The organism is Roseococcus sp. SDR (assembly GCF_019083995.1).
In the GTDB taxonomy this organism is placed as follows: Bacteria; Pseudomonadota; Alphaproteobacteria; order Acetobacterales; family Acetobacteraceae; genus Roseococcus.
In genome coordinates, this window is sequence record NZ_JAHRCU010000003.1 from 14,300 (window position 1) to 35,040 (window position 20,741).

Annotated in this window: 22 protein-coding genes; 11 read left to right on the forward strand and 11 right to left on the reverse strand. The window is 70.8% G+C overall.

Going from position 1 to position 20,741, the window contains the following annotated elements:
• Positions 1–6 precede the first annotated feature (6 nt).
• Positions 7–360: a hypothetical protein gene (locus KTR66_RS04015; protein ID WP_213610709.1), complete on the reverse strand. Its 354-nt coding sequence runs from the start codon at positions 358–360 to the stop codon at positions 7–9.
• Positions 361–414: 54 nt separating this feature from the next.
• Complete coding sequence (rnd, locus tag KTR66_RS04020) at positions 415–1,581, reverse strand: ribonuclease D (RefSeq protein WP_213610710.1); 1,167 nt, start codon at positions 1,579–1,581, stop codon at positions 415–417.
• 105 nt (positions 1,582–1,686) lie between these two features.
• Between rnd and aspS the strand changes: the two genes are divergently transcribed.
• Positions 1,687–3,465, forward strand: coding sequence for an aspartate--tRNA ligase (gene aspS / locus KTR66_RS04025; RefSeq protein WP_213610712.1), 1,779 nt, complete (start codon positions 1,687–1,689; stop codon positions 3,463–3,465).
• A gap of 64 nt (positions 3,466–3,529) precedes the next feature.
• On the opposite strand, the gene galE is transcribed toward aspS, so the two are convergent.
• Positions 3,530–4,528, reverse strand: a complete 999-nt coding sequence (gene galE, locus KTR66_RS04030) for a UDP-glucose 4-epimerase GalE (RefSeq protein ID WP_213610714.1) — start codon at positions 4,526–4,528, stop codon at positions 3,530–3,532.
• 92 nt (positions 4,529–4,620) lie between these two features.
• Positions 4,621–5,442, reverse strand: a complete 822-nt coding sequence (locus KTR66_RS04035) for a squalene/phytoene synthase family protein (protein WP_213610716.1) — start codon at positions 5,440–5,442, stop codon at positions 4,621–4,623.
• Between the two features lie 62 nt (positions 5,443–5,504).
• Here KTR66_RS04035 and KTR66_RS04040 point away from each other — a divergent pair, with 62 nt between their 5' ends.
• The 3 genes from KTR66_RS04040 to KTR66_RS04050 all read left to right on the forward strand — a co-directional run bounded on the left by KTR66_RS04040 (position 5,505) and on the right by KTR66_RS04050 (position 9,143).
• Complete coding sequence (locus KTR66_RS04040) at positions 5,505–7,466, forward strand: methyl-accepting chemotaxis protein (RefSeq protein WP_213610717.1); 1,962 nt, start codon at positions 5,505–5,507, stop codon at positions 7,464–7,466.
• An 88-nt stretch (positions 7,467–7,554) separates the two neighbouring features.
• Positions 7,555–8,193, forward strand: coding sequence for a superoxide dismutase (locus KTR66_RS04045; RefSeq protein ID WP_213610718.1), 639 nt, complete (start codon positions 7,555–7,557; stop codon positions 8,191–8,193).
• Positions 8,194–8,393: 200 nt separating this feature from the next.
• Positions 8,394–9,143 carry a substrate-binding domain-containing protein gene (locus KTR66_RS04050; RefSeq protein WP_213610719.1) on the forward strand — a complete coding sequence of 250 codons (750 nt, stop codon included), beginning with the start codon at positions 8,394–8,396 and terminating at the stop codon, positions 9,141–9,143.
• Positions 9,144–9,640: 497 nt separating this feature from the next.
• On the opposite strand, the gene KTR66_RS04055 is transcribed toward KTR66_RS04050, so the two are convergent.
• Genes KTR66_RS04055 through yajC form a run of 4 tightly spaced genes read right to left on the reverse strand, consistent with a single transcriptional unit; the run spans position 9,641 to position 12,491 of the window.
• Positions 9,641–10,879: a cytochrome P450 gene (locus tag KTR66_RS04055; protein WP_213610720.1), complete on the reverse strand. Its 1,239-nt coding sequence runs from the start codon at positions 10,877–10,879 to the stop codon at positions 9,641–9,643.
• Between the two features lie 41 nt (positions 10,880–10,920).
• Positions 10,921–11,295, reverse strand: a complete 375-nt coding sequence (locus KTR66_RS04060) for a YkvA family protein (protein WP_249731836.1) — start codon at positions 11,293–11,295, stop codon at positions 10,921–10,923.
• Complete coding sequence (locus KTR66_RS04065) at positions 11,273–12,154, reverse strand: alpha/beta fold hydrolase (RefSeq protein ID WP_213610721.1); 882 nt, start codon at positions 12,152–12,154, stop codon at positions 11,273–11,275. The genes KTR66_RS04060 and KTR66_RS04065 overlap by 23 nt, the downstream gene beginning before the upstream one ends.
• 4 nt (positions 12,155–12,158) lie before the next feature.
• Positions 12,159–12,491, reverse strand: a complete 333-nt coding sequence (yajC, locus tag KTR66_RS04070; RefSeq protein WP_213610722.1) for a preprotein translocase subunit YajC — start codon at positions 12,489–12,491, stop codon at positions 12,159–12,161.
• An 86-nt stretch (positions 12,492–12,577) separates the two neighbouring features.
• Between yajC and KTR66_RS04075 the strand changes: the two genes are divergently transcribed.
• The 3 genes from KTR66_RS04075 to KTR66_RS04085 are packed head-to-tail and all read left to right on the forward strand — an operon-like array spanning position 12,578 to position 14,975.
• Positions 12,578–13,420, forward strand: a complete 843-nt coding sequence (locus KTR66_RS04075) for an ATP-binding protein (protein ID WP_213610723.1) — start codon at positions 12,578–12,580, stop codon at positions 13,418–13,420.
• Positions 13,417–14,022: a pyridoxamine 5'-phosphate oxidase family protein gene (locus KTR66_RS04080; RefSeq protein ID WP_213610724.1), complete on the forward strand. Its 606-nt coding sequence runs from the start codon at positions 13,417–13,419 to the stop codon at positions 14,020–14,022. Before KTR66_RS04075 ends, KTR66_RS04080 begins: the two co-directional genes overlap by 4 nt.
• The gene (locus KTR66_RS04085) at positions 14,019–14,975 is read left to right on the forward strand and encodes an MBL fold metallo-hydrolase (RefSeq protein WP_371819017.1); all 957 of its coding nucleotides are present in this window, start codon (positions 14,019–14,021) and stop codon (positions 14,973–14,975) included. Before KTR66_RS04080 ends, KTR66_RS04085 begins: the two co-directional genes overlap by 4 nt.
• A gap of 45 nt (positions 14,976–15,020) precedes the next feature.
• Here the strand turns inward: KTR66_RS04085 and KTR66_RS04090 are convergent, their stop codons facing one another.
• Positions 15,021–15,731: an MORN repeat-containing protein gene (locus KTR66_RS04090; protein ID WP_213610726.1), complete on the reverse strand. Its 711-nt coding sequence runs from the start codon at positions 15,729–15,731 to the stop codon at positions 15,021–15,023.
• 138 nt (positions 15,732–15,869) lie between these two features.
• On the opposite strand from KTR66_RS04090, the gene KTR66_RS04095 reads away from it, so the two are divergent.
• Positions 15,870–16,460, forward strand: coding sequence for a transposase (locus KTR66_RS04095; protein ID WP_213610728.1), 591 nt, complete (start codon positions 15,870–15,872; stop codon positions 16,458–16,460).
• Positions 16,461–16,468: 8 nt separating this feature from the next.
• Here the strand turns inward: KTR66_RS04095 and KTR66_RS04100 are convergent, their stop codons facing one another.
• Positions 16,469–17,212 (reverse strand): nitronate monooxygenase family protein, encoded by a 744-nt coding sequence (locus KTR66_RS04100; protein WP_213611323.1) that lies wholly within the window; start codon positions 17,210–17,212, stop codon positions 16,469–16,471.
• A 45-nt stretch (positions 17,213–17,257) separates the two neighbouring features.
• Complete coding sequence (locus tag KTR66_RS04105; RefSeq protein WP_213610730.1) at positions 17,258–17,545, reverse strand: hypothetical protein; 288 nt, start codon at positions 17,543–17,545, stop codon at positions 17,258–17,260.
• A gap of 86 nt (positions 17,546–17,631) precedes the next feature.
• On the opposite strand from KTR66_RS04105, the gene glmM reads away from it, so the two are divergent.
• From glmM to KTR66_RS04120, 3 genes are read left to right on the forward strand one after another with little or no spacing between them, the layout of a single operon-like run.
• Entirely contained in the window at positions 17,632–19,002 is a 1,371-nt protein-coding gene (glmM, locus tag KTR66_RS04110; protein WP_213611325.1) for a phosphoglucosamine mutase, read from the forward strand.
• Positions 18,999–19,805: a bifunctional hydroxymethylpyrimidine kinase/phosphomethylpyrimidine kinase gene (thiD, locus tag KTR66_RS04115; protein ID WP_213610732.1), complete on the forward strand. Its 807-nt coding sequence runs from the start codon at positions 18,999–19,001 to the stop codon at positions 19,803–19,805. Before glmM ends, thiD begins: the two co-directional genes overlap by 4 nt.
• A complete protein-coding gene (locus tag KTR66_RS04120) occupies positions 19,798–20,736 on the forward strand; it encodes a hypothetical protein (protein ID WP_213610734.1) in 939 nt (312 codons plus the stop codon). The genes thiD and KTR66_RS04120 overlap by 8 nt, the downstream gene beginning before the upstream one ends.
• Positions 20,737–20,741 lie beyond the last annotated feature (5 nt).

Below are 20,741 nucleotides of genomic sequence, written 5' to 3' on the forward strand. Positions count from 1 at the left end.
TGCGCGCTACCGCACAATACCCAGGTCAGCGCGCATGGCTTCTTGCAGAGTGGCATGCGCCCTCACCCGTCCGGAGCGATCGTCATTCGTATCAATGATCAGACGTATTGCGTCTCGAACTTCCTTTGACGCGACCAGGTCACACCGCATCTGCCAATAGGCAAAATGCTTGGCAGCCTCGTCCGTGCCCTCAACTGCAGCCCGATGATAAGCTTCAAGAAGCCCGACGTAAGCCGCCTTCTTCTCCTGGAAGCGCAACTCGTCCTTCTTTGACCTCTGAGATAACCAAGCTTGCACGAGCGTAGTGACAATCGAGCCGAGTCCGAAGGCGGTCAATAACGGGATAAGTTGCAGCATCATGAGCCAATCAGTGCCCCCTGTCGCAGAGTAAACTTCCCTCCGCAGCGGCTGTCATTAATCGGTGCGGATCAGCCGCACACGCCGCCCCGCCACGCCGAGCGCGAGGCGCCCGGTCTTCAGCGCCAACGCATCCTCGCCGAAGACCTCGCGCCGCCAGCCCTGCAGGGCGCGGATCTCGGGCTCGGCTTCGCTGGCAAGGCGCTCCAGGTCCTCGCTGTCGGCCAGCAGCTTGGGGGCGACGTGATGCGCCTCCGCACTCGCGGCCAGGAGCACCTTGAGCAGCGCCACCAGCGCGGGCGAGGCCCCTGCCCCGCGGCGCGCTTCCAGCGGCTGGGGCAGTTCCTCCTCCGGGAGCGTCTTGGCCTCGGCGATGGCGGCGAGCAGCGAGGCGCCGGACTTGCCGCGGGCGAAGCCCTCGGAGATGCCGCGGGCGCGGGCGAGCTGGTCGGCCGTGGTGGGTGCGGTCGCGGCCACTTCCAGCAGCGTCTCGTCCTTCACCAGGCGCCCGCGCGGGATGTTGATGCGCTGCGCCTCGGCCTCGCGCCAGGCGGCGGCCGCGCGCAGCACGCCGAGGAAGCGACGGTTGGTCGTCTTGGGCTTCAGCCGCTCCCAGGCCTCGGAGGGCTCGGTGATGTAGGTGGAGGGCTGGAGCAGCGCGTCCATCTCCTGCGCCACCCAATCGAGCCGCCCTTCGGCCATGAGCTTCTCGCGCAGACGGAGATAGACCTGCCGCAGGTGAGTGACGTCGCCCGCCGCATATTCGATCTGCGCCTTGGAGAGCGGGCGGGCCGACCAGTCGGAGAAGCGATGCGCCTTGTCGATGGAGGCGCCGGCCAGCGCGCGGACCAGGCTGTCATAGCTCGCCTGGTCGCCGAAGCCGGCCACCATGGCGGCGATCTGGGTGTCGAAGAGCGGCGTGGGGACGGCGCCGAATTTCAGGAGGAAGATCTCCACATCCTGCCGGGCGGCGTGGAAGACCTTCACCACGGCCGGGTCGGCCAGCAGGTCACCCAGCGGGGCGAGGTCCATCCCCGGCGCCTCGGCATCCACCACGGCCACCTCGTCGCGGCCGGCGAGCTGGACGACGCAGAGCTCGGGCCAATAGGTGCGCTCGCGCATGAACTCGGTGTCCACCGTCACGAAGGGCTCCTGGCGGAGTCGTTCGCAGAGCTCGGCCAGCTCGGCGGCTTGGGTGATCAGGCGGGGCGATGGTTCCGGCATGGGTCCGGTTTGCAGCCGGAAGGGCCGCCATGCAAGGGCATGGCTTGACAGCACGGCCCCGCGAAGGCCCTTACCGGGGCCGCACATTGCTCATTGCAGGATCACATGCACGCCTACCGCACCCATACCTGCGGCGCGCTCCGCGCCGAACATGCCGGGCAGACGGCCCGCCTCTCCGGCTGGGTGCACCGCAAGCGCGACCATGGCGGGCTGCTCTTCATTGACCTGCGCGACCATTATGGCCTGACGCAATGCGTGATCCCGAGCGGCTCGGCCGTCTTCGCCGCCGCCGAGGGTCTGCGCGCGGAGAGCGTCATCACCGTCACCGGCGAGGTGGTGGCGCGCGAGGCGGGCACGGTGAATGACAAGCTGCCGACGGGCGCGATCGAGCTGCGCGTGAAGGAGCTGGTGGTGCAGTCCACGGCCGATGTGCTGCCCTTCCAGGTGGCCGATGACAGCCCGGCCCCGGAAGAGCAGCGCCTGCGCTACCGCTTCCTCGACCTCAGGCGCGAGCGGCTGCAGCGCAACATGATCCTGCGCGCCCAGATCATCCAGGACATCCGCGAGCGCATGATCGCCACGGGTTTCAACGAGTTCCAGACGCCGATCCTGACCGTGTCCTCGCCCGAGGGCGCGCGCGACTTCCTGGTGCCGGCCCGCCTGCATCCGGGCAAGTTCTACGCGCTGCCGCAGGCACCGCAGCAGTACAAGCAGCTGACGATGGTGGCGGGCTTCGACCGCTACTTCCAGATCGCCCCCTGCTTCCGCGACGAGGCGGGCCGCGCCGACCGCACGCTGATGTTCTACCAGCTCGATGTCGAGATGAGCTTCGTCACGCAGGAAGATGTCTTCACGACGATGGAGCCGGTGATCCGCGGCACCTTCGAGCGCTTCGCGGATGGCCGCCATGTGGATGCCGGGCCCTGGATCCGCATCCCCTATGCCAAGGCGATGCTGGACTATGGCTCGGACAAGCCGGATCTGCGCAACCCGCTGGTGATCCGGGACGTGACCGAGCAGTTCAAGGGCTCGGGCTTTGGGCTGTTTGCGAAGATCGCGGCCTCGGGCGGCGTGGTGCGTGCCATCCCCGCCCCCGGTGCGGGCGGCAATCCGCGCAGCTTCTTCGACAAGCTGAACGAATGGGCGCGGGCCGAGGGCGCGGGCGGCCTCGGCTACATCACCTTCGACGCGGAAGGCCCCAAGGGCCCGATCGCGAAGAACCTGGAAGCGGACCGCGCCGAGGCGATCCGCGTGGCTTGCGGGCTGAACCCGGGCGATGCCGTCTTCTTCGCCGCCGGCAAGGAGGCCGATGCCGCCAAATTCGCCGGCCAGACGCGCCTGCGCCTGGGCAATGAGCTGGGGATCACGGAGAAGTCCGGCTTCCGCTTCTGCTGGATCACCGACTTCCCCTTCTATGAGCTGAACGAAGACACCAACCAGGTGGATTTCAGCCATAACCCCTTCTCGATGCCGCAGGGCGAGATGGAGGCGCTGGAAACCCAGGACCCGCTGACCATCCCGGCCTACCAGTATGACGTGGTCTGCAACGGCTATGAGATGGCCTCGGGCGCCATCCGCAACCACAAGGCGGAGATCATGGTGAAGGCCTTCGGCATCGCGGGCTATCCGCCCGAAGCCGTGGAAGAGCGCTTCGGCGGCATGCTCAACGCCTTCCGCTACGGCGCGCCCCCGCACGGCGGCATGGCGGCGGGCATCGACCGCATCGTCATGCTGCTGGCGGAGGAACCCAACCTGCGCGAGGTGAACCTCTTCCCGATGAACCAGCAGGGCGAGGAGCTGATGATGGGCTCGCCCTCGACGGTGGACGAGCCGCGGCTGAAGGAACTGCATATTCGCGTGCAGATGCCGCAGCCGAAGAAGTAACACGAGGGGCGCTGCCCCTCGACCCCGCCGGGGTCCGTGGCGGACCCCGGACCCCGGCCGCGAGTCAGGCCGCTTCGCGGGCGCCGTAGCCCTGGGGATGCGCGGCATGCCAGTTCCACGCCGTCCTGACGATCTCGTCCAGCGCGGCATATTTGGGCGTCCAGCCGGTCTCGGCCCGGATCAGCGCGGAGGAGGCCACCAGCGCCGGCGGGTCGCCCGCGCGGCGGGGGCCGTTCTCATGCGGGACCTTGCGGCCGGAGACGCGCTCGACGGCCGCCATCACCTCGCGCACCGAATGCCCGGCGCCATTGCCGAGGTTGTAGCGCACCGAGCCCTGGTCGAGCCGCGGCAGCACGGCGATATGCGCGGCGGCCAGGTCCATCACATGGACGTAGTCGCGCACCGCCGTGCCGTCCGGCGTGTCGTAATCCGTGCCGAAGACATGCAGCGGCGGCAGGCGGCCCAGCGTGGCCAGGATCGCGCGGGGGATGAGATGCGTCTCGGGCTCATGGTCCTCGCCGGCGCGGCCGAGAGGGTCGGCGCCGGCCGCGTTGAAGTAGCGCAGCGAGGCGGAGCGCAGGCCATGCGCGCCCTCGGCCCAGGCCAGCGCCTGCTCCATCATCAGCTTCGACAGGCCATAGGGGTTCACCGGGCTGGTCTCCGCCTCCTCCGTGATGGGCACGGATTTCGGCACGCCGAAGACGGCGGCGGTGGAGGAGAGGACGTATTTCAGGCAGCCGCCCTTCACCGCGGCCTCCGCGAGGTTGACGCTGTTGGCCAGGTTCTCGCGGCAATAGCGCAAGGGCTGCTGCATGCTCTCGCCCACGAGCGAGAGGGCGGCGAGGTGGAAGACGGCGTCGAACTTCCAGGCGGCGAAGATCTCGTCCAGCCGCTTCCGCTCGCTCAGATTGGCGTGGATGAAGGTGGCGCCGGGCGGGATGGCGTTGCGATGGCCGGTGGAGAGGTCATCCACCACCACCACCTCATGCCCGGCATCGAGCAGGGTGAGGACGAGGTGGCTGCCGACATAGCCGGCGCCGCCGGAGACGAGATAGCGTGCCATGGGTGTTCCGATCTGACCGGGCCGGTGTGCTCCCGGAATATGGCATCAATTCGTTGCGAGCGGCGCGCCGATCGCCGCAATTGGCCGAGGGCTCAGCGGGGCCCGCGTTGCGCGGCCAGCATCACGGCGAGCCGGTCCATCAGGCCGCGCATGACGGGGCGGCCGGCGGCGAGGTGCTTCAGGTCCCGCCGGGCCAGCACCAGGGGCAGCGCGGCGGCGCGGGCCTCGCGCGGCAGGCCCTGGAGCGGCAGGGCGGCGGGTGCCTCGCGCGCCAGGGCCGCGATGACGGGCGCGGCGCGCGCCGGGTCCTCCACCACCGCCTCGGGCGCGATGAGGTCGGTCGGCAGAAGGCAGCGGCCCTGGGCGGCGAGCGCGGGCACGGCGCGCAGAAGGCCCGCCAGGCCATAGAGCAGGCCAGCTTGCTGCAGCGCGGGAAGCAGCGCGGGGGGTGCCTCCAGCAGCCGCCCGGCCGCCACCGCGAAGCCGCCCGCCGTGCCGCGAAGATAGGCGTGGAATGCGGCGGTGCTGGCGATGCCCTCCTCCTCCGCCTCCATCTCGCGCGCCTCGGCCATGGCGATGAGGCTTTCGGCGTCGAGCGCGCCGGAGCGGATCGCGGCAGAGAGCGGTGCCGCCACCTCGTGCTGGCGCGGGGCTTGGCCGGCAGCGGCCTCCTCCACCGCCTCGCGCCACCAGGTGAGGCGGATCAGGGCGAGGATGGGGTTGCTGGCCACCTCGCGCGCGCGGGCCAGCTCATGATTGAAGGCGATGAGGGTGAACAGCGCCTCGCGCTTCGCGGGCGGGGCGAAGAGGGCGCAGAGAAAGCGGTCCGGGTCGTGGCGGCGGGCGATGGCGCCGCAGGGGCTGAGTTCGGGCACGGGGAAGCCATGGCCGCAACGCCGCCGGCGCGCAAGCATCCGCCGCTTCACGCTTCGGCAAGGAAGAGGCGCGATGCTGCCGGGAAAGGAGTTTTCCCCGCATGAAGATGTTCCATTCGATCCAGGCGCGCCTGATCCTGGCCTTCTCGGCGATCGCGTCCCTCGTCGCCGCGGGCATTACGGGCCTCGCCATGATGCAGATGTCCGAGCAAGCGGCACAGGCGCAGCAGGTCACCGTGGCGCGGGTCACGGCGGCCACCACGGCCAGCCTGAACACCGAGCTTCTGCGGCTGCAGAGCCTGGGCCTCAGCCTGGCGGCGGATGCGCGGCTCATCGAGGCGGTGCGCCGCACCGATCGCGCCGGCATGGGGGCCGTGCTGGACCCTGTCTATCGCAACCTGCTGGCCGAGCGGCAGATCTCCACCTTCGGCGTGGCGACGCCGCCCGGGCTGCTGCACTACCGCGCCCATAGCGAGATGACGGCGCCCGAGGACATCGCGCAGCGGCGCGGCGACGTGATGGCGGCGCTGGCCGGCCGCATGGCGCAGGGCGTGATCGTGGCGGCGCAGGGGCTCGCCTTCGCCTCCACGGTGCCCGTGATGTCCGAGGGACGACCCATCGGCGCCATCTTCGGGCAATCCTTGGCGAGCGACGAGTTTCTCCAGCGCATCAAGGCCTCGGTGAATGCGGATCTCCTCGTCCATGTCGAGCGCGAGGGGCGGATGGCGCGGATCGGCGGCACGGTGCGCGAGGGGCAGCTCGCCCCCGACGTGCTGCGCCAGGGCCTGGCCGGGCCGACCCCGCCGGTGAGCCTGGCCGTGGGCGACCGGCAGCTCGCCGTCTTCGCCCTGCCCCTGCTGGACCATGCGGGCCGCCCCGTCGCGGTGGCCGAGCTGATGCTGGATACGACGGCGGCCGCCGCGGCGGCGCGGGCCGCCATGTGGAAGCTGCTGGGCTTTTCCTTCGCCGCGCTGCTGGTCACGCTGCTGCTGGCGCTGTGGATCGCGCGCGGCATGGCACGGCCCATCGGCGCCATGACGGGCGCCATGGGCGAACTGGCCCAGGGGCGGCTTGAGACCGAGGTCCCGGCCCAGGGGCGGCGCGACGAGATCGGCGCCATGTCGGCCGCAGTGCAGGTCTTCAAGGAGAATGCGCAGGCGGTGCGCCGGCTGGAACAGGAGCAGGCGGCCCAGGCTGCGGCGGCCGAGGCGGAGAAGCGCGCCGCCATGCACCGCATGGCCGAGACCTTCGAGGCGAGCATCGGCGGCGTGGTGGACAATGTGGCCTCGGCCTCGGTGGAGATGGAGGCCTCGGCGCAGTCGCTCACCCGCATCGCCGAGCGCACCACGGGCCAGGCGGCGGCGGTGCGGGGTGCCACGGAGGAGGCGGCGGCCAATGTGCAGACCGTCGCCGCCGCCAGCGAGGAACTGGCGGCGACGGTGGGCGAGATCGCCCGCCAGGTCTCGGCCAGCAACGACATCGCGCGCCGCGCGGTGGAGCAGGCGGAGGATACGAATGGCCGCGTGCAGGGGCTGAACTCCGCCGCGCAGGAGATCGGCGAGGTGGTGCGGCTGATCAACGACATCGCGGCGCGGACCAACCTGCTGGCGCTGAACGCCACGATCGAGGCGGCGCGGGCGGGCGATGCGGGCAAGGGCTTCGCCGTGGTGGCGAGCGAGGTGAAGGCGCTCGCCGCGCAGACCGCGAAGGCCACGGAGGAGATCGGGGCCAAGGTGCAGGAGATGCAGGCCGCGACCGCGGCCTCGGTCACCGCGATCCATGCGATCGGCCAGACCATCGGCGAGATGAACCACATCGCGAGCGGCATCGCCTCGGCCGTGGATCAGCAGGGGGCGGCGACGCGCGAGATCGCGCGCAGCGTGCAGAGCGTGGCCGCCGGCACACAGGAGGTGGTGGGCAACATCGCCGGCGTGAACGAGGCGGCGGACGAGACGGGGGCGGCGGCCGGCCAGATGCTGGCGGCGGCGGGCGGCCTCTCGCGCGAGGCGGATCAGTTGAAGCGGGAGGTCACGGGCTTCGTCGCGCGCATCCGGGCGGCCTGAGGGGTGGGAAAGCGCGGGCGCCGTGGTTGACGCTTCGCCCTGTGCTGCTTAGCTGCGCAGCACTGATCCTCACCTCCGGAGAAACGCCATGGCCTTCAGCCTTCCCCCGCTCCCCTATTCGACCTCCGCGCTCGCCGCCCAGGGCATGTGCCAGGAGACGCTGGAGCTGCACCACGGCAAGCACCACAACGCCTATGTGACGGCGCTGAACGGCCTGATCGAGAGCAAGGGCCTGGCCGGCAAGTCGCTGGAGACCATCGTGGCCGAGGCCGGCAAGGCCGGCGCCGATGGCCTGCCCGTGCTGAACCAGGCCGGCCAGCACTGGAACCACATCCTGTTCTGGCAGGTGATGTCCCCCAATGGCGGTGGCGACAAGCTGCCGGCCAAGCTCGCCGCCAAGATCGATTCCGACCTGGGTGGCCTGGCCGCCTTCAAGGAGGCCTTCAAGCAGGCCGGCGTCACGCAGTTCGGCTCGGGCTGGTGCTGGCTGATCATCGGCACGGATGGCAAGCTGAAGGTGACGAAGACGCCGAACGGCTCCAACCCCGTCGCCACCGGCGAGGGCACGCCGATCCTGGGCTGCGACGTGTGGGAGCACGCCTATTACCTCGACTTCCGCAATGTGCGCCCGAACTACCTCGACAACTTCCTGAACAAGCTGGTCGATTGGTCCGTGGTGGAGAGCCTGATGGACAAGGGCGGCCTGGCCTCGGGCCAGAGCGCCTGATCCAGTCTTCCGGCTGAAGCGAAGGGGGCGCGGTCCGCGAGGGCCGCGCCCTTTTCCGTTGGTGCGATGGATGCGTAAAGTTTCACACGGGCGCGCCGTGTTCACGCCGCACGCCCTCGTCTCTCGCTGTGAGGATGACACGGCGTTTCGGCGGTTCCACCGCAACGCGTCATGCTCGAGAATACCGAATGGAGCCCGCCATGCAGCGCCGATCCCTTCCCCTGGCTCTCGGCGCGGGGCTTGGCCTGCTGGCCGCCCGGCCCGCGCGCGCGGCGGAGATCACGCTGCTGTGCTCGAACGGGCTTCGCTCGGTGGCGGAGGTGGCCCTGCCGGAATTCGAGCGCGCCACCGGCCATCGCGTGGTGGCGAGCTATGGCGCCTCCAGCATCCTGGCGGGCCGAATCATGACGGGCCTGGACTTCGAGGTGACGGTGCTGACCCCCAGCTTGATCAGCGAACTGGCGGCGGCGGGCCGCGTCGCCCCGGACTCGGCCGTCACGCTGGCGCGTGCCGGGCTGGGGCTTGCGGTGCGCGAGGGCGCGCCGCGGCCGGATATCTCGACGCCCGAAGGGCTGCGGGGCGCGCTGCTCGGCGCCAGCTCCATCGTGGTCAGCTCGGCCGGGCAGAGCGGCATGGGCTTCCGCCGCGTGATCGAGACGCTGGGAATTTCGGGCGAGCTGACGCCCCGGCTGCGGCCCAATGCAGCGGGGATGAATGCCGCGCTGGTGGCCCGGGGCGAGGCGGAGATGGCGGTGCAACTGGTGCCGGAGCTGATGGGTGTGCCGGGGGCGGTGGTGGTGGGCCCCTTCCCGCCCGCGCTGCAGAGCTTCGTCGTGCTGACGGCGGGGCTCAGGGCCGGGGCCCGCGAGCCGGCGCAGGCGTTGCTGCGCTTCCTGGCGGACCCGGCGCGGCATGCGCTGATCCGGGAAAAGGGGCTGCAGCCGGGCTAGAGCACGTTCCGATCAGCTTGAATCAAGCTGATCGGAAGGTCGTGCTCTAGAAACGTAACTGCTAGAGCAGCTTATGTCCGATCGAGTTGAACCGATTAGCGGTTCAACTCGATCGGACGCTGCTCTAGCAGGCTGCTGAAAAACTCCGCTGTGGGACCGAGGGGCCAGCCCCTCGGACACCCCGGCAAGAACCTCAGCTTCTTGCATCTCCGATAAGTATTTGATTTAATTTAACAATTGAAGATCCAAGAAACTGAGTTTCTTGGCGGGAGAGTACGAGAGGGCGGAGCCCTTTCGTCTTTTGGCCTTTTTCAGCAGCCTGCTAGAGCCGCTTCACCGCAAGCGAGGACGGTGAAGCCGCTCCAGCCCGGGGCGTGAACGCGGCGCGCCCTGGGCCTTGATCCGCGCGGGCGGAAGCGAGGGCCGAGGGCCCGCCTTCGCGGAGCGGATGCTCCTCCGGGCGCGGATGCTCCTCCGGGCGCGGTCCCGCCGGGGGCTCAGTCGAACGCCACCACGAGGCGCTCGGCCACGATGCCGCGCTTCGCGAGCCGCCCCGCCGCGCCAGGCGCGCGCCGCAGCCCGGGCCGCCGCAGCAGCGGCTTCAGCGTCATGTGCAGGGTCGCCTCGCTGATCGCGCGGCCGATGCAGGCGTGCAATCCGTGGCCGAAATGGATGTATTCCACGTCGCGCCGCCCCGCATTGAAGCGCGCCGGGTCCGGCACGCGCCGCTCATCCATCATGGCGGAGGCAAAGCAGACCAGCACCTTGGCGCCGGCCGGGATGGTGCGGGCGCGTGGGGTGCCGGCCGCGATGACCGTGGGCGCCAGGGCCACCCGCGGCAAGGCGGGGGCCAGCGGGTCGAAGCGCATCGCCTCGCGGATGATGGCATGAAGGCGCGTGTCGTCATCGGCGCGCGCCGCCGCCTGCGCCTCGGCCAGCGGACCCGGGCGGCGGAGCAGCTGCTCCAGCGCCTGCGAGAGCACCATGGGCACCTGCGGCGGGCCGCCCACCATGAGGCAGAGCAGCAGCGTGCGGATCTCGATGTCACTGAAGCCTGCCCGCCCCTCGGCCTGCGCCGCGAGGCAGCGGCCCAGCACGTCATCCCCCGCCGCGCCAGCGGATTTGCGGTTGGCGATGGCGGCATCGAGATGGGCGCGGAAGGCGGCGGCGGTCGCCAGCACGGCGGCGCGCCCGGCGGGGTCGGTCGGCGTCTCGCCGAAGAGGCGCGTGGACCAGACATCGAGCCGGCCGGCGGCGGGTGCGGGAATGCCGAGCAGGCCGGCGAGCACATCGAACCCCACCCGGCGCGTCATGGCCACCACGTCGAGCCGCCCGCCCGCTGCCGCGACCAGCGCCTCGGCCTGCTGTTCCGACTGGCGTGCCAGGGCGGGCAGGTCGCTCATGCGCATCACCGAGCGCGCGGCGGCGAGGCCCTCACGGTATTCGGGCCCGTCGTTCATGCCGAGGAAGAAGGGCTCGCCATCGGTCAGCACATCGAGCGTGACCTTGTAGGGCACGCCGAAGCCCGCATGGTTGCGGAACACCTCCAGCACGTCGTCATGGCGCGTCACGGCATAGGTGCCGCCGATGCGCGGGATGGGCCAGAAGCGGCGGAAGGCGGCGAAGACCAAGGGCGTGGAGGCCAGGGCGCGGTCCAGAAGCCAGCCCTTCAGGCCGGTGGGACCAGGCAGGGAAATCCGGTCCGAAGTGACCTCGGCGGAGGGAGGATGGCGCACGCGCCACGGTAACGCGGCCCCGCCAGACCCGGCAACCACCGTCAGGCGAACAGCCCGGGGAGCAGCGCGCCGAGCGAGAGCCAGGCCAGGACCACCAGAGCCACCCCCAGGCGACTGACCGGCCGCGCGGCCGCCGCGGTGGCGGCGGCCCGGAATTCGGCGAGCAGCGCCGGCGGCAGGGCACGCAGCAGCAGCAGCAGCATGGCGAGCGGCAGCAGGAACGCTTCATCCAGCAGGCCCGGCACGGGGATGGCGTCGGGAATCAGGTCGATCGGCGAGAGCGCATAGGCGGCGACCAGCAGCGCGAAGAGGCGGATGGCCCAGGCGTGCGGCTGTCCCGGGCGGCGAGGAAGAGGGCATGGGCATCCCGCCGGATGGCGCGGGCCCAGCCCTTCAGGCGTTCCAGCATCCGACATCCAGCAGGGCGCGGGCGAATGCCTCGGGTGCTTCCTGGGGCGGGTTGTGGCCGATGCCGGGGAGCAGGCGGCGCTCGAAGCGGCCGGTGAAGCGGGGCGAGGCGTTCGGGCCAGGCGGGTTCACGCCATCGGCGAGACCGTGCAGGTCGATCGCCGGGGTGGTGATGGGAGGCAGCTTCGCCAGCGCCGCCTCGATCGCGTCATGCGCCGGGTCGCCGGCCACCAGGGCGAAGCGGTGGCGGTAGGAGTGGATCACCACCTCGACGAAATCCGGGTTGTCGAAATGCGCGGCGCTGGCGGCGTAGTCCGCCTCGGTGAAGCGCCATTCGGGGGACCAGAGCTGCCAGAGCAGGCGGCAAAGCTCGGCGCGGTTCTCTGCGAGGCCGCGGGCGCCGCGCTCGCTGTGGAAATAATATTGGTACCAGTGGCGCATCTCGCGCTCGGGCGGCTGGGGCTCGGCGCTGCGGGCGATGTCCTGGATGTTGTAGCCGGTGCCGGTGACGAGGCCCCTGCAACGCTCGGGATGGAGTGCCGCCACCACGCAGGCGGCGCGGCCGCCCCAGTCATAGCCGGCGAGGATGGCGGACGGGATCGCCAGCGCGTCCATCAGCGCCAGAAGATCCGCGCCCAGCGCCCCCTGCGCGCCGGAGCGGAGCACGCCGGGCTTGAGGCGGGTCTCTCCATAGCCGCGCAGATGCGGGACCAGGACGCGGTGGCCGGTGAGATGCGGCACGACCGCGTCATAGCAGCGTGCGGCATAGGGGAAGCCGTGGAGGAGGATGACCACCGGCGCTTCGGCCGGCCCGTGTTCCTCCACGGCGATGGTCAGCTGCGGGGTCTCGACGTGCCGCAGCTTCATCGGATCAGCTCTTCGCGTCGTTCGCCGCTTCGGGCCGGATCACGCTGCCGATGGTGCCGCGCACGACCGTCACGCGCACATTCGGCGCGATCTCGACCTCGACCTCGTCGGACGTGTCCTTGACCGACTTGATCTCGCCCACGATGCCGCCCGCGGTGATCACGCGGTCGCCGCGCTTCAGGCTGCCGAGCATGGCGCGGTGCTCCTTCATCTTCTTCTGCTGGGGGCGGATCAGCAGGAAGTAGAAGACGACGAAGATCAGCAGCAGCGGCAGGAGCTGCATGACGATCGCGCCCGCGCCGGCGGCGTCCTGGGCATAGGCGGGGGAGATGAGCATCGGGCCTCGCAGAGTTAAAAGGATGCGGGGCAGATGAACTGCCGGAAGGCTTGCGTCAACCGCGATCCGGCGCTTGAAGCCCTTCCATGGATCATGACCTCCTCGCCCGTATCGCCGCCGCCCTGGAACGCCTGGCCCCGCCGCCGGCGCCGCCGCCCTCGCTCGAGGGCGCCGATGCCTTCGTCTGGCACCCGGGCCGCAACCAGCTCTCGCCCGTGCCGAAGGTGAGCCGGGTGGACATCATCCTGCTGCAGGGTGTCGCCCGGCAGAAGGAGATCATCCTGGAGAACACGCTGCGCTTCGCCCGGGGGCTGCCGGCCAACAACGCCATGCTCTGGGGGGCGCGGGGCATGGGGAAATCCTCCCTCGTGAAGGCCGCCCATGCCGAGGCGAACCGGCTGCATCCGGGCAGCCTGGCGCTGATCGAGATCCATCGCGAGGATATCCGCACCCTGCCCGACCTGCTCGGCCATCTGCGGAACCAGGAGCGGCGCGCCTTGGTGTTTTGCGATGACCTCTCCTTCGAGAAGGAGGATGCCGACTACAAGGCGCTGAAGAGCGTGCTGGATGGCGGCATCGAGGGGCGGCCCGCCAATGTGCTGTTCTACGCCACCTCCAACCGCCGCCACCTGATGCCGCGCGACATGATCGAGAATGAGCGCAGCACCGCCATCAATCCGGGCGAGGCGGTGGAGGAGAAGGTCTCGCTCTCCGACCGCTTCGGCCTCTGGATCGGCTTCCACAATTGCGACCAGGACACCTTCTTCGCGATGATTGACGGCTATGCGGGGGCGATGGGCCTGCCCATCAGCCAGGAAGACCTGCATGCGGCGGCCGTCGAATGGTCGGTCACACGGGGCGGGCGCTCGGGGCGCGTGGCCTGGCAGTTCATCCAGGAGATGGCCGGGCGGCTGGGCGTGAAGGCGTGAAGTTCCTCGCCACGCTGGAGGAGCTGCACGCGCTCTATGGCGTGCCGGGCCCGGCCTCGACGCGGAAGGAAGCGCCGCGCGTGACGCCGGAATATCGGCGCATCATCGAAGCCGCGCCCTTCCTGGCGCTGGCGACGGTGGGGCCGGAGGGGGCCGATTGCTCGCCGCGCGGCGATGCGCCGGGGCAGTTGGTGCGCATCCTGGATGAGCGGACGCTCGCCTTGCCCGACCGGCGCGGCAATGACCGGATCGACAGCCTGCGGAACATCATCCGCGACCCGCGCGTGGCGCTGATGTTCCTGATCCCCGGCTCGGGCAATGCGCTGCGCATCAACGGCACGGCGCGGATCACGGCGGATGCGGCGCTCTGCGAGAGCTTCGTGATGGAGGGGAAGCGGCCGCGCAGCGTGGCGGTGATTTCCATCGAGACGATCTATTTCCAATGCGCCCGCGCGCTGATCCGCAGCCGGCTGTGGGAGCCGCATGCGAAGCCCGACCTGCCCACGCCCGGCCAGATCCTGGCCGCGATGACCGAAGGCGAGGTGGGCGGTGCGACCTATGACGCCGAATGGCCGGAGCGCGCGGCGAAGAGCATGTGGTGAGCATCGCGCCTGCCATCCGCGACGCGAAGGGCCGTTTCCTGAACCCGGACGGCTCGCCCGCCGCGCAGCCGCTCTCTCGCGTGGCGCGGATGATGTGGGAGGGCAAGGGGCCGCGCTGGCCGCAGGGGCTTCGCAACCCGCCCCAGCCGCCGCCGCCCGCGCGCGTGCCGGAGGGCCACGCCGCCTTCACCTTCATCGGCCATGCGAGTTTCCTGATCCGCCTGGCGGATGGGACGACCCTCCTGACGGACCCGATCTTCTCCGAGCGGTGCAGCCCCTTCACCTGGCTCGGGCCCAAGCGGGTGCGGCCCCCGGCCCTCGCCCTGGACGACCTGCCGCGCATTGACGCGGTGCTGGTCAGCCATGGCCATTACGACCACATGGATTTGCCGAGCCTGCGCGCGCTGCATGCGCGGTTCCAGCCGCGCCTGCTGACCGGCCTCGGCCACGCCGAGTTCCTGGCGAAGAACGGCGTGCCCGGCGCCATCGAGCTGAACTGGGGCGAGGCCGCCGAACTCCCCGGCGGGCACCGCGCCACCTATGTGCCGATGCGGCATTTTTCCGCGCGCGGCATTCGCGACCGGGCGCTCGCGCTCTGGGGCGGCTTCGCCGTGGAGGCCCTGGCCGGCGGGCGGTTCCTGTTTGTCGGCGATACGGCGGCGGGCGGGCATCTGGACGTGATCGGCCGCGCCTTTGGCGGCTTCGGCGTGGCGCTCATCCCGATCGGCGCCTATGCGCCGCTGTGGTTCATGCAGGCCGTGCACGTCACGCCGGAACAGGCGGTGGAGGCGCAGGCGCAACTGCGCGCCCGCACCGCGCTCGCCATGCATTTCGGGACGTTCCAGCTGACGCAGGAGCCCATGGAAGAACCGGCGCGACGGCTGCTGGCGGCGCGGGGGGCGCAGGATTTTCGTGTGCCGGGGTTTGGGGAGAGTTTGGTGCTGGAGATTTGAAAAAGAGAAGCGGGGGAACTCGTTCCCCCGCACCCCCTCCTCCGTTTACGGGCAATCCGACAATGGCCTGGCGATCGAGGCGCGGGCGCCGGCGGGGCCGAGATGGCAGCCGCTGAACCAGGCGCCGCGATACCAGCGCTGCTCGGCCGCGATGAAATAGGCGCCCTGGCCATCGGCACGGTCGTCGCGGTACTCGCCCTCGTAGCGATTGCCATTGGCCCAGACGTAGACGCCTTCGCCATGGAAGCGACCATCGCGCCAGCGCCCCTCATATCGGTCGCCATTGGGGTAGAGCATCACGCCGTGGCCCTGTCGACGGCCGTCGCGCCATTCGCCATCATAGCGGGCGCCATTGGCCCAGAGGTAGACGCCGTGGCCGTTCTGCCGGCCATCCATCCAGGCCCCCTCATAGCGGTTGCCGCTGGGCCAGGTGACGGTCGCCTGGCCATCCAGCCGGCCCTCGCGCATCTGGCCGCTGAACTGGCTCACCATGGCGGGCGCGCCGCCATCCTGGCTGCGCCACTCGCCCCTCCCCTGCCCCTGGGCGGGGCCGCGCGGGCAGGCGCCGCTCCAGGTGACCGTCTCGTTCGGCTGGGGGTTGCTGTTCCAGAGCCAGCAGCCATTGCGCGGATCCACCACCCAGCCGGGACGGAAGGGCTCGGCCAGGTTTTCGCGCAGCGGGGGCGCAGGGCGGTTCTGCGCCGAGGCGAGGCCAGCCGCGCAACACATCGCCAGCAAGGCAAGGCTCCAGCGCATGCGCCGTCTCCCATGTTCCAACCCATGAAACAACACACCGCCCACCCCTGCCAGCGCCAAGTTGCCGCAGGGGTTCGGGGAGCCCGTGGCTCCCCGATTTCCTTGACTTTTCACCCTGATTAGGTATAGTTTCCTGGGATGCAACAGCGCGTCCCCTTCTCCGCCCTCTCAGACCGACAATGGGACGCCTTGCGCCCCTATGTCCTGGCGCAAAAGGCCAGCAATGCCGGGCGCAAGATGGTGGACCTGCGCGAGCGCATGAACGCCATCCTCTTCCTGCTCTCCACCGACGCGCCCTGGCGCGAACTCCCCGAACGCTACGGCCCCCCCGGCACCGTCTCGCGCCATTTCCGCCGGCTCAGCCATGGCGGGTTCTGGGAACACCTGCTGGAGGCGCTGCATGACCTCGGCCCGCGCCATCCGCTCCAGCAGCTCCGCCGCGTGATCTTCCGGGGCGCGCGCAGGGCCGCGAAGCTGGTCGGATTGCGCATCATTGTCCTGGCGAGACGGTTGCAGCTTCTCGAAGCCCTGCCTGGGCCGCCCTGGCTGCTACCCGATCCCGATTTGTCCAAAACCTTGGTTGAGCTGTTCAAACGCCGCTTCGAAGATCCGGAGCCCCGCCGGTTCCGCCGCTGGTGGCGCAAGATGGGCCGCACCTATATCCGGCTCTTCAGCGCCGCGACCGGAAGGCGCCACATCCCGCGCTGCGTCAGGCTCGCCATGCCGTGAGGCGGCCCTCAGGGCAGCAGCGCCTCCGCCTCCGCCCAGAGCCGGCGGGTGAGCTCGGCCGCCGGTTCGGCGCGGGCCATGGCCGCCCCCTGCCCGGCCCAGGCCTGCATCCGGGAGAGGTCGCTCGCCTTGGTCGCCGCGTTGCGCATCGGCGTGGTCAGCACGCGCTGCAGCGGATAGGGCGCGGGGGGTGTCGCCTCGAAGGCGCGGGTCGCGTCATTGGCCAGGCCGCGCGCGAGGCGGCCGGAGAAGGCGCGGGTCAGGACCGTGTCCTCGGGGGCGGCGTTCGCCAGGCCATCGGCCCAGGCCGGCGCCAGGCCGGTCTCGGGGCAGCGGAGATAGGCGGTGCCGAGCTGCACGGCGCTGGCGCCGAGCGTGAGTGCGGCCGCGATGCCCCGCCCATCCATGATGCCGCCCGCCGCGATCACGGGGACCGACAAAGCATCGGCGAAGCGGGGGATGAGCGCGAAGAGGCCGATGAGCTGCGCTTCGGCCGCCTCGGGCGTGAAGGAGCCGCGATGGCCGCCGGCCTCCGCCCCCTGGGCGATCACGGCATCCGCGCCCGCGGCCTCGGCCGCGCGGGCCTCAGCGAGGGTCGTGGCGTTGCAGATCCAGAGGATGCCGCGCGCCTTGAGTTCCGCCACGAAGCCGGGCTCCCAAAGGCCCATGATGGTGGAGACGACGGGCGGGCGGGCGGCCAGTACCGCCTCGCATTGGGCGGCGAAATCGGGGAGGAAGGGGCCGTCGCCCAGCGGCGGCGGCTCGGGGCCGAGCGTGGCGAGCGCCGCGCGGGCGGCCTACTCCCGCGCCGCATCGCGGATGGGCGGCGGGTCGGGCGCCCAGAGGTTCACCTGGAAGGCGCCATTGCTGCCGGCGCGGAAGCCCTCGGCCCAGGCGGCGATCTCGGCCGGGCTCATCTGCAGGGCGCCGAGGCCCGCCATGCCGCCGCCATTGGCGACGGCGACGCCGAGTGCCACCGGCGAGGCGCTGGCCATGGGGGCCTGGAGGATGGGGAGGCGCAGGCCGAAGCGGGCGCAGAATTCCATGGCGCGAGCGCGGGCGGCGCGGGTGCTGGCGGGGCTCATGGGGGAAGGGTCGCGCGGCGCCGCGATTGTGTCCATCCGGGCGCGGCGGTAGCAATCGGCGCATGACCACCCGCAAGGCACCCCGCATGAGCCCGGACACCACCCCGCCCCGCAAGAAGCTCTTCGGCACGGATGGCATCCGGGGCACGGCCAACAAGGCGCCGATGGACGCGATGACGGCGCTGCGCCTGGGCCAGGCGGCGGGCAAGTATTTCAACCGCGGCACGCATCGCCACCGCGTCGTCATCGGCAAGGACACCCGGCTTTCGGGCTATATGCTGGAGCCGGCGCTGACGGCGGGCTTCGTCTCGGCCGGGATGGATGTGGTGCTGGTGGGGCCGCTGCCCACGCCCGCCATCGCGATGATGACGCGCTCGCTGCGGGCGGATCTGGGCGTGATGATCTCGGCCTCGCACAACCCGCATGAGGACAATGGCATCAAGCTCTTCGGCCCCGATGGCCTCAAGCTCTCGGACGAGCAGGAGGGCGACATCGAGGCGCTGATGGCGGGCGATCTGTCCTCGGCCCTCGTCTCGGCCTCCAAGCTTGGCCGGGCGTCCCGTCTCGAGGATGCGCCGGGCCGCTATATCGAGGCGGCGAAGCAGAGCTTCCCGCGCGGCCTCACGCTCGAGGGGCTGCGCCTCGTCGTGGATTGCGCGCATGGCGCGGCCTACAAGGTGGCCCCCACCGTGCTGTGGGAGCTGGGGGCCGAGGTGGTGAGCGTCGGTGTCGCGCCCGATGGCTTCAACATCAACCGCGGCGTGGGCTCGACGGCGCCGCAGCAGCTGGCCGAACTGGTGCGCGAGCGGCGGGCCGATCTCGGCATCGCGCTGGATGGCGATGCCGATCGCGTGGTGCTGGTGGATGAGCAGGGCACGGTGGTGGATGGCGACCAGATCCTCGCCGTCATCGCCGATTCCTGGGCGCGGGAGGGCAAGCTCAAGGGCGGCGGACTGGTCGCGACCGTGATGAGCAATATGGGCCTCGAGCGCTTCCTCACCTCGCGCGACATCGCGCTGCACCGCACGGCGGTGGGCGACCGCTATGTGGGCGAGCGCATGCGCGAACTCGGCTGCAATCTGGGCGGCGAGCAATCGGGCCACATGATCATCAGCGATTTCGGCACGACGGGCGATGGGCTTGTCGCCGCGCTGCAGGTGCTGGCCGTGCTGGTGGAGGAGAAGCGGCCGGCGAGCGAGGTGTGCCGCCGCTTCGTGACCCTGCCGCAGAAGCTGGTCAATATCCGCTTCTCCGGCACGACGCCGCTGAAGGACCCGGCGGTGCAGGAGGCGATCGCGGCGGAGGAGAAGCGGCTGGGTTCGCGCGGCCGCGTGCTGATCCGCGCGAGCGGGACCGAGCCCGTGATCCGCGTCATGGTCGAGGCGGAGGAGGAGGAATTGCTGAACCAGTCGCTTGATGCGCTCTGCGGCGTGATCCGCGCGAAGCTCGCCGCATGAAGGGGCGCGTGCTGATCTGCGCCGGCTCGGATTCGGGCGGCGGCGCGGGCATCCAGGCCGACATCAAGGCGGTGACGGCACTCGGCGGCTTCGCCATGACGGCGATCACGGCGCTGACCGCGCAGAACACGCTGGGCGTGCAGGGCGTGGTGGGCGTCGAGCCCGGCTTCATCCGGCAGCAGATGCGCTCCGTGCTGGACGACCTCGGCGCGGATGCGATCAAGACCGGCATGCTGCATGACAGCCCGACCATCGAGGCGGTGTGCGACGAGATCGCGGCGCTGGCGCCCGATCTGCCGGTGGTGGCGGACCCGGTGATGGTGGCCACCGCGGGCAGCCGGCTCCTGGCCGATGACGCGGTGGAGACGCTGAAGCGGCGGCTGCTGCCCATCGCCGTGGTGCTGACGCCCAACATCCCGGAAGCCGAGGCGCTGACGGGGCTCGAGATCCTGGATGAGGGCGGCATGCGCGCCGCGGCCCAGGCGCTGCTGGAGATGGGCGCCCAGGCCGTGCTGCTGAAGGGCGGCCATATGGAGGGCGAGGCGCTGGTGGACCTGCTGGTGACGCGCGACGGCGTGCATCGCTACGAGGACCGGCGGATCAGCACGCGCCACACCCATGGCACGGGCTGCACCCTGGCTTCGGCCGTCGCCGCCGGGCTGGCCAAGGGGCTGGCGCTGGAACCCGCGGTGCGCCGGGCGCGCGCCTATGTGCGCGCCGCCATCCTGCGGGCACCCGGCTTCGGCACGGGCCATGGGCCGCTGGATCATGGCGTGACGGTGGATACCAGCCGCTTTGACTGACGCGGCCGTCTCGGACCTGCCGGCGGAGAGCCGCAGCCTCGCGCATTTCCCGCTGCCGCTGCTGGCGGTGCCGCTGGGCCTGGGCGGCCTCGGCCTCGCCTGGCGCGAGGTCTGGTCCCTGCCGGTGAGCGAGGTGGTGCTGGCGCTGATGGTGCTGGCCTGGGTCACGATCCTGGGCACGCATCTGCTGCGCGCGGCGCGCCACCCGGCGGCGGCGCTGGCCGATTGGCGCAACCCGATGCGCTGCGGCTTCGTGGGGGCGGCCTCCATCGGCATGATGCTGAGCGCGGCGGCGCTGACGCCCTATCTGCCGGGCTTCGCGCGCGGCCTGCTGCTGCTGGCGATCACGCTGCACCTGGGCATCGGGCTTGCGCTGTTGGCCCGCGTGCTGCGGGGCGAAGGCAGTGCGGCGATGCTGGTGCCGCCCCTGATGATCCCGCTCGTCGGCAATGTGCTGGCGCCGATCTTCTGCGTGCCGCTCGGCCTCGCGACGCTGGGCTGGATGCTCTTCGGCGTGGGCATGCTGCTCTGGCTGGCGTTGCAGCCGCTGCTGCTGGGCCGGCTGTTCGAGGCGCCGCTGCCGCCGCCGCTGCGCCCCTCGCTCGCCATCCTGCTCGCGCCGAGCGCGGTGGGCGCGCTCGCCATCCAGGCGCTGGGCGGGCCGCTGCCGGCCTTCCTGGCGCTTTACGGGTTGGCGGCCTTCACCTTCGCGCTGCTGCTGCTGGTGCTGCGGCACATGCTGGGGGCGGGCTTCACCCTCGGCTATTGGGGCTTCACCTTCCCGCTGGCCGCCTTCACGGCCGCGACCATCAAGGTGGCGCCCTGGTGGATCGGGCTTGGGATGCTCGGCCTGTCCACGCTCGTCATCGGCGCCATCGCGCTGGCCACCCTGCGGCTCGCGCTGAATGGCGCGCTGCTGCGCCCCCATTGAGCCCG

What these genes read in the sequence shown, in the direction of transcription:
- KTR66_RS04065 (WP_213610721.1), bottom strand. Translation starts at nt 12,154, where the DNA reads ATGAAGCTGCGGCACGTCGAGACCCCGCAGCTGACCATCGCCGTGGAG.
- KTR66_RS04045 (WP_213610718.1), top strand. Translation starts at nt 7,555, where the DNA reads ATGGCCTTCAGCCTTCCCCCGCTCCCCTATTCGACCTCCGCGCTCGCC.
- KTR66_RS04075 (WP_213610723.1), top strand. Translation starts at nt 12,578, where the DNA reads ATGGATCATGACCTCCTCGCCCGTATCGCCGCCGCCCTGGAACGCCTG.
- aspS (WP_213610712.1), top strand. Translation starts at nt 1,687, where the DNA reads ATGCACGCCTACCGCACCCATACCTGCGGCGCGCTCCGCGCCGAACAT.
- rnd (WP_213610710.1), bottom strand. Translation starts at nt 1,581, where the DNA reads ATGCCGGAACCATCGCCCCGCCTGATCACCCAAGCCGCCGAGCTGGCC.
- KTR66_RS04095 (WP_213610728.1), top strand. Translation starts at nt 15,870, where the DNA reads ATGCAACAGCGCGTCCCCTTCTCCGCCCTCTCAGACCGACAATGGGAC.
- galE (WP_213610714.1), bottom strand. Translation starts at nt 4,528, where the DNA reads ATGGCACGCTATCTCGTCTCCGGCGGCGCCGGCTATGTCGGCAGCCAC.
- yajC (WP_213610722.1), bottom strand. Translation starts at nt 12,491, where the DNA reads ATGCTCATCTCCCCCGCCTATGCCCAGGACGCCGCCGGCGCGGGCGCG.
- KTR66_RS04060 (WP_249731836.1), bottom strand. Translation starts at nt 11,295, where the DNA reads ATGTCGGATGCTGGAACGCCTGAAGGGCTGGGCCCGCGCCATCCGGCG.
- KTR66_RS04040 (WP_213610717.1), top strand. Translation starts at nt 5,505, where the DNA reads ATGAAGATGTTCCATTCGATCCAGGCGCGCCTGATCCTGGCCTTCTCG.
- KTR66_RS04105 (WP_213610730.1), bottom strand. Translation starts at nt 17,545, where the DNA reads ATGAGCCCCGCCAGCACCCGCGCCGCCCGCGCTCGCGCCATGGAATTC.
- KTR66_RS04015 (WP_213610709.1), bottom strand. Translation starts at nt 360, where the DNA reads ATGATGCTGCAACTTATCCCGTTATTGACCGCCTTCGGACTCGGCTCG.
- KTR66_RS04050 (WP_213610719.1), top strand. Translation starts at nt 8,394, where the DNA reads ATGCAGCGCCGATCCCTTCCCCTGGCTCTCGGCGCGGGGCTTGGCCTG.
- KTR66_RS04090 (WP_213610726.1), bottom strand. Translation starts at nt 15,731, where the DNA reads ATGCGCTGGAGCCTTGCCTTGCTGGCGATGTGTTGCGCGGCTGGCCTC.
- glmM (WP_213611325.1), top strand. Translation starts at nt 17,632, where the DNA reads ATGAGCCCGGACACCACCCCGCCCCGCAAGAAGCTCTTCGGCACGGAT.
- thiD (WP_213610732.1), top strand. Translation starts at nt 18,999, where the DNA reads ATGAAGGGGCGCGTGCTGATCTGCGCCGGCTCGGATTCGGGCGGCGGC.
- KTR66_RS04035 (WP_213610716.1), bottom strand. Translation starts at nt 5,442, where the DNA reads ATGCTTGCGCGCCGGCGGCGTTGCGGCCATGGCTTCCCCGTGCCCGAA.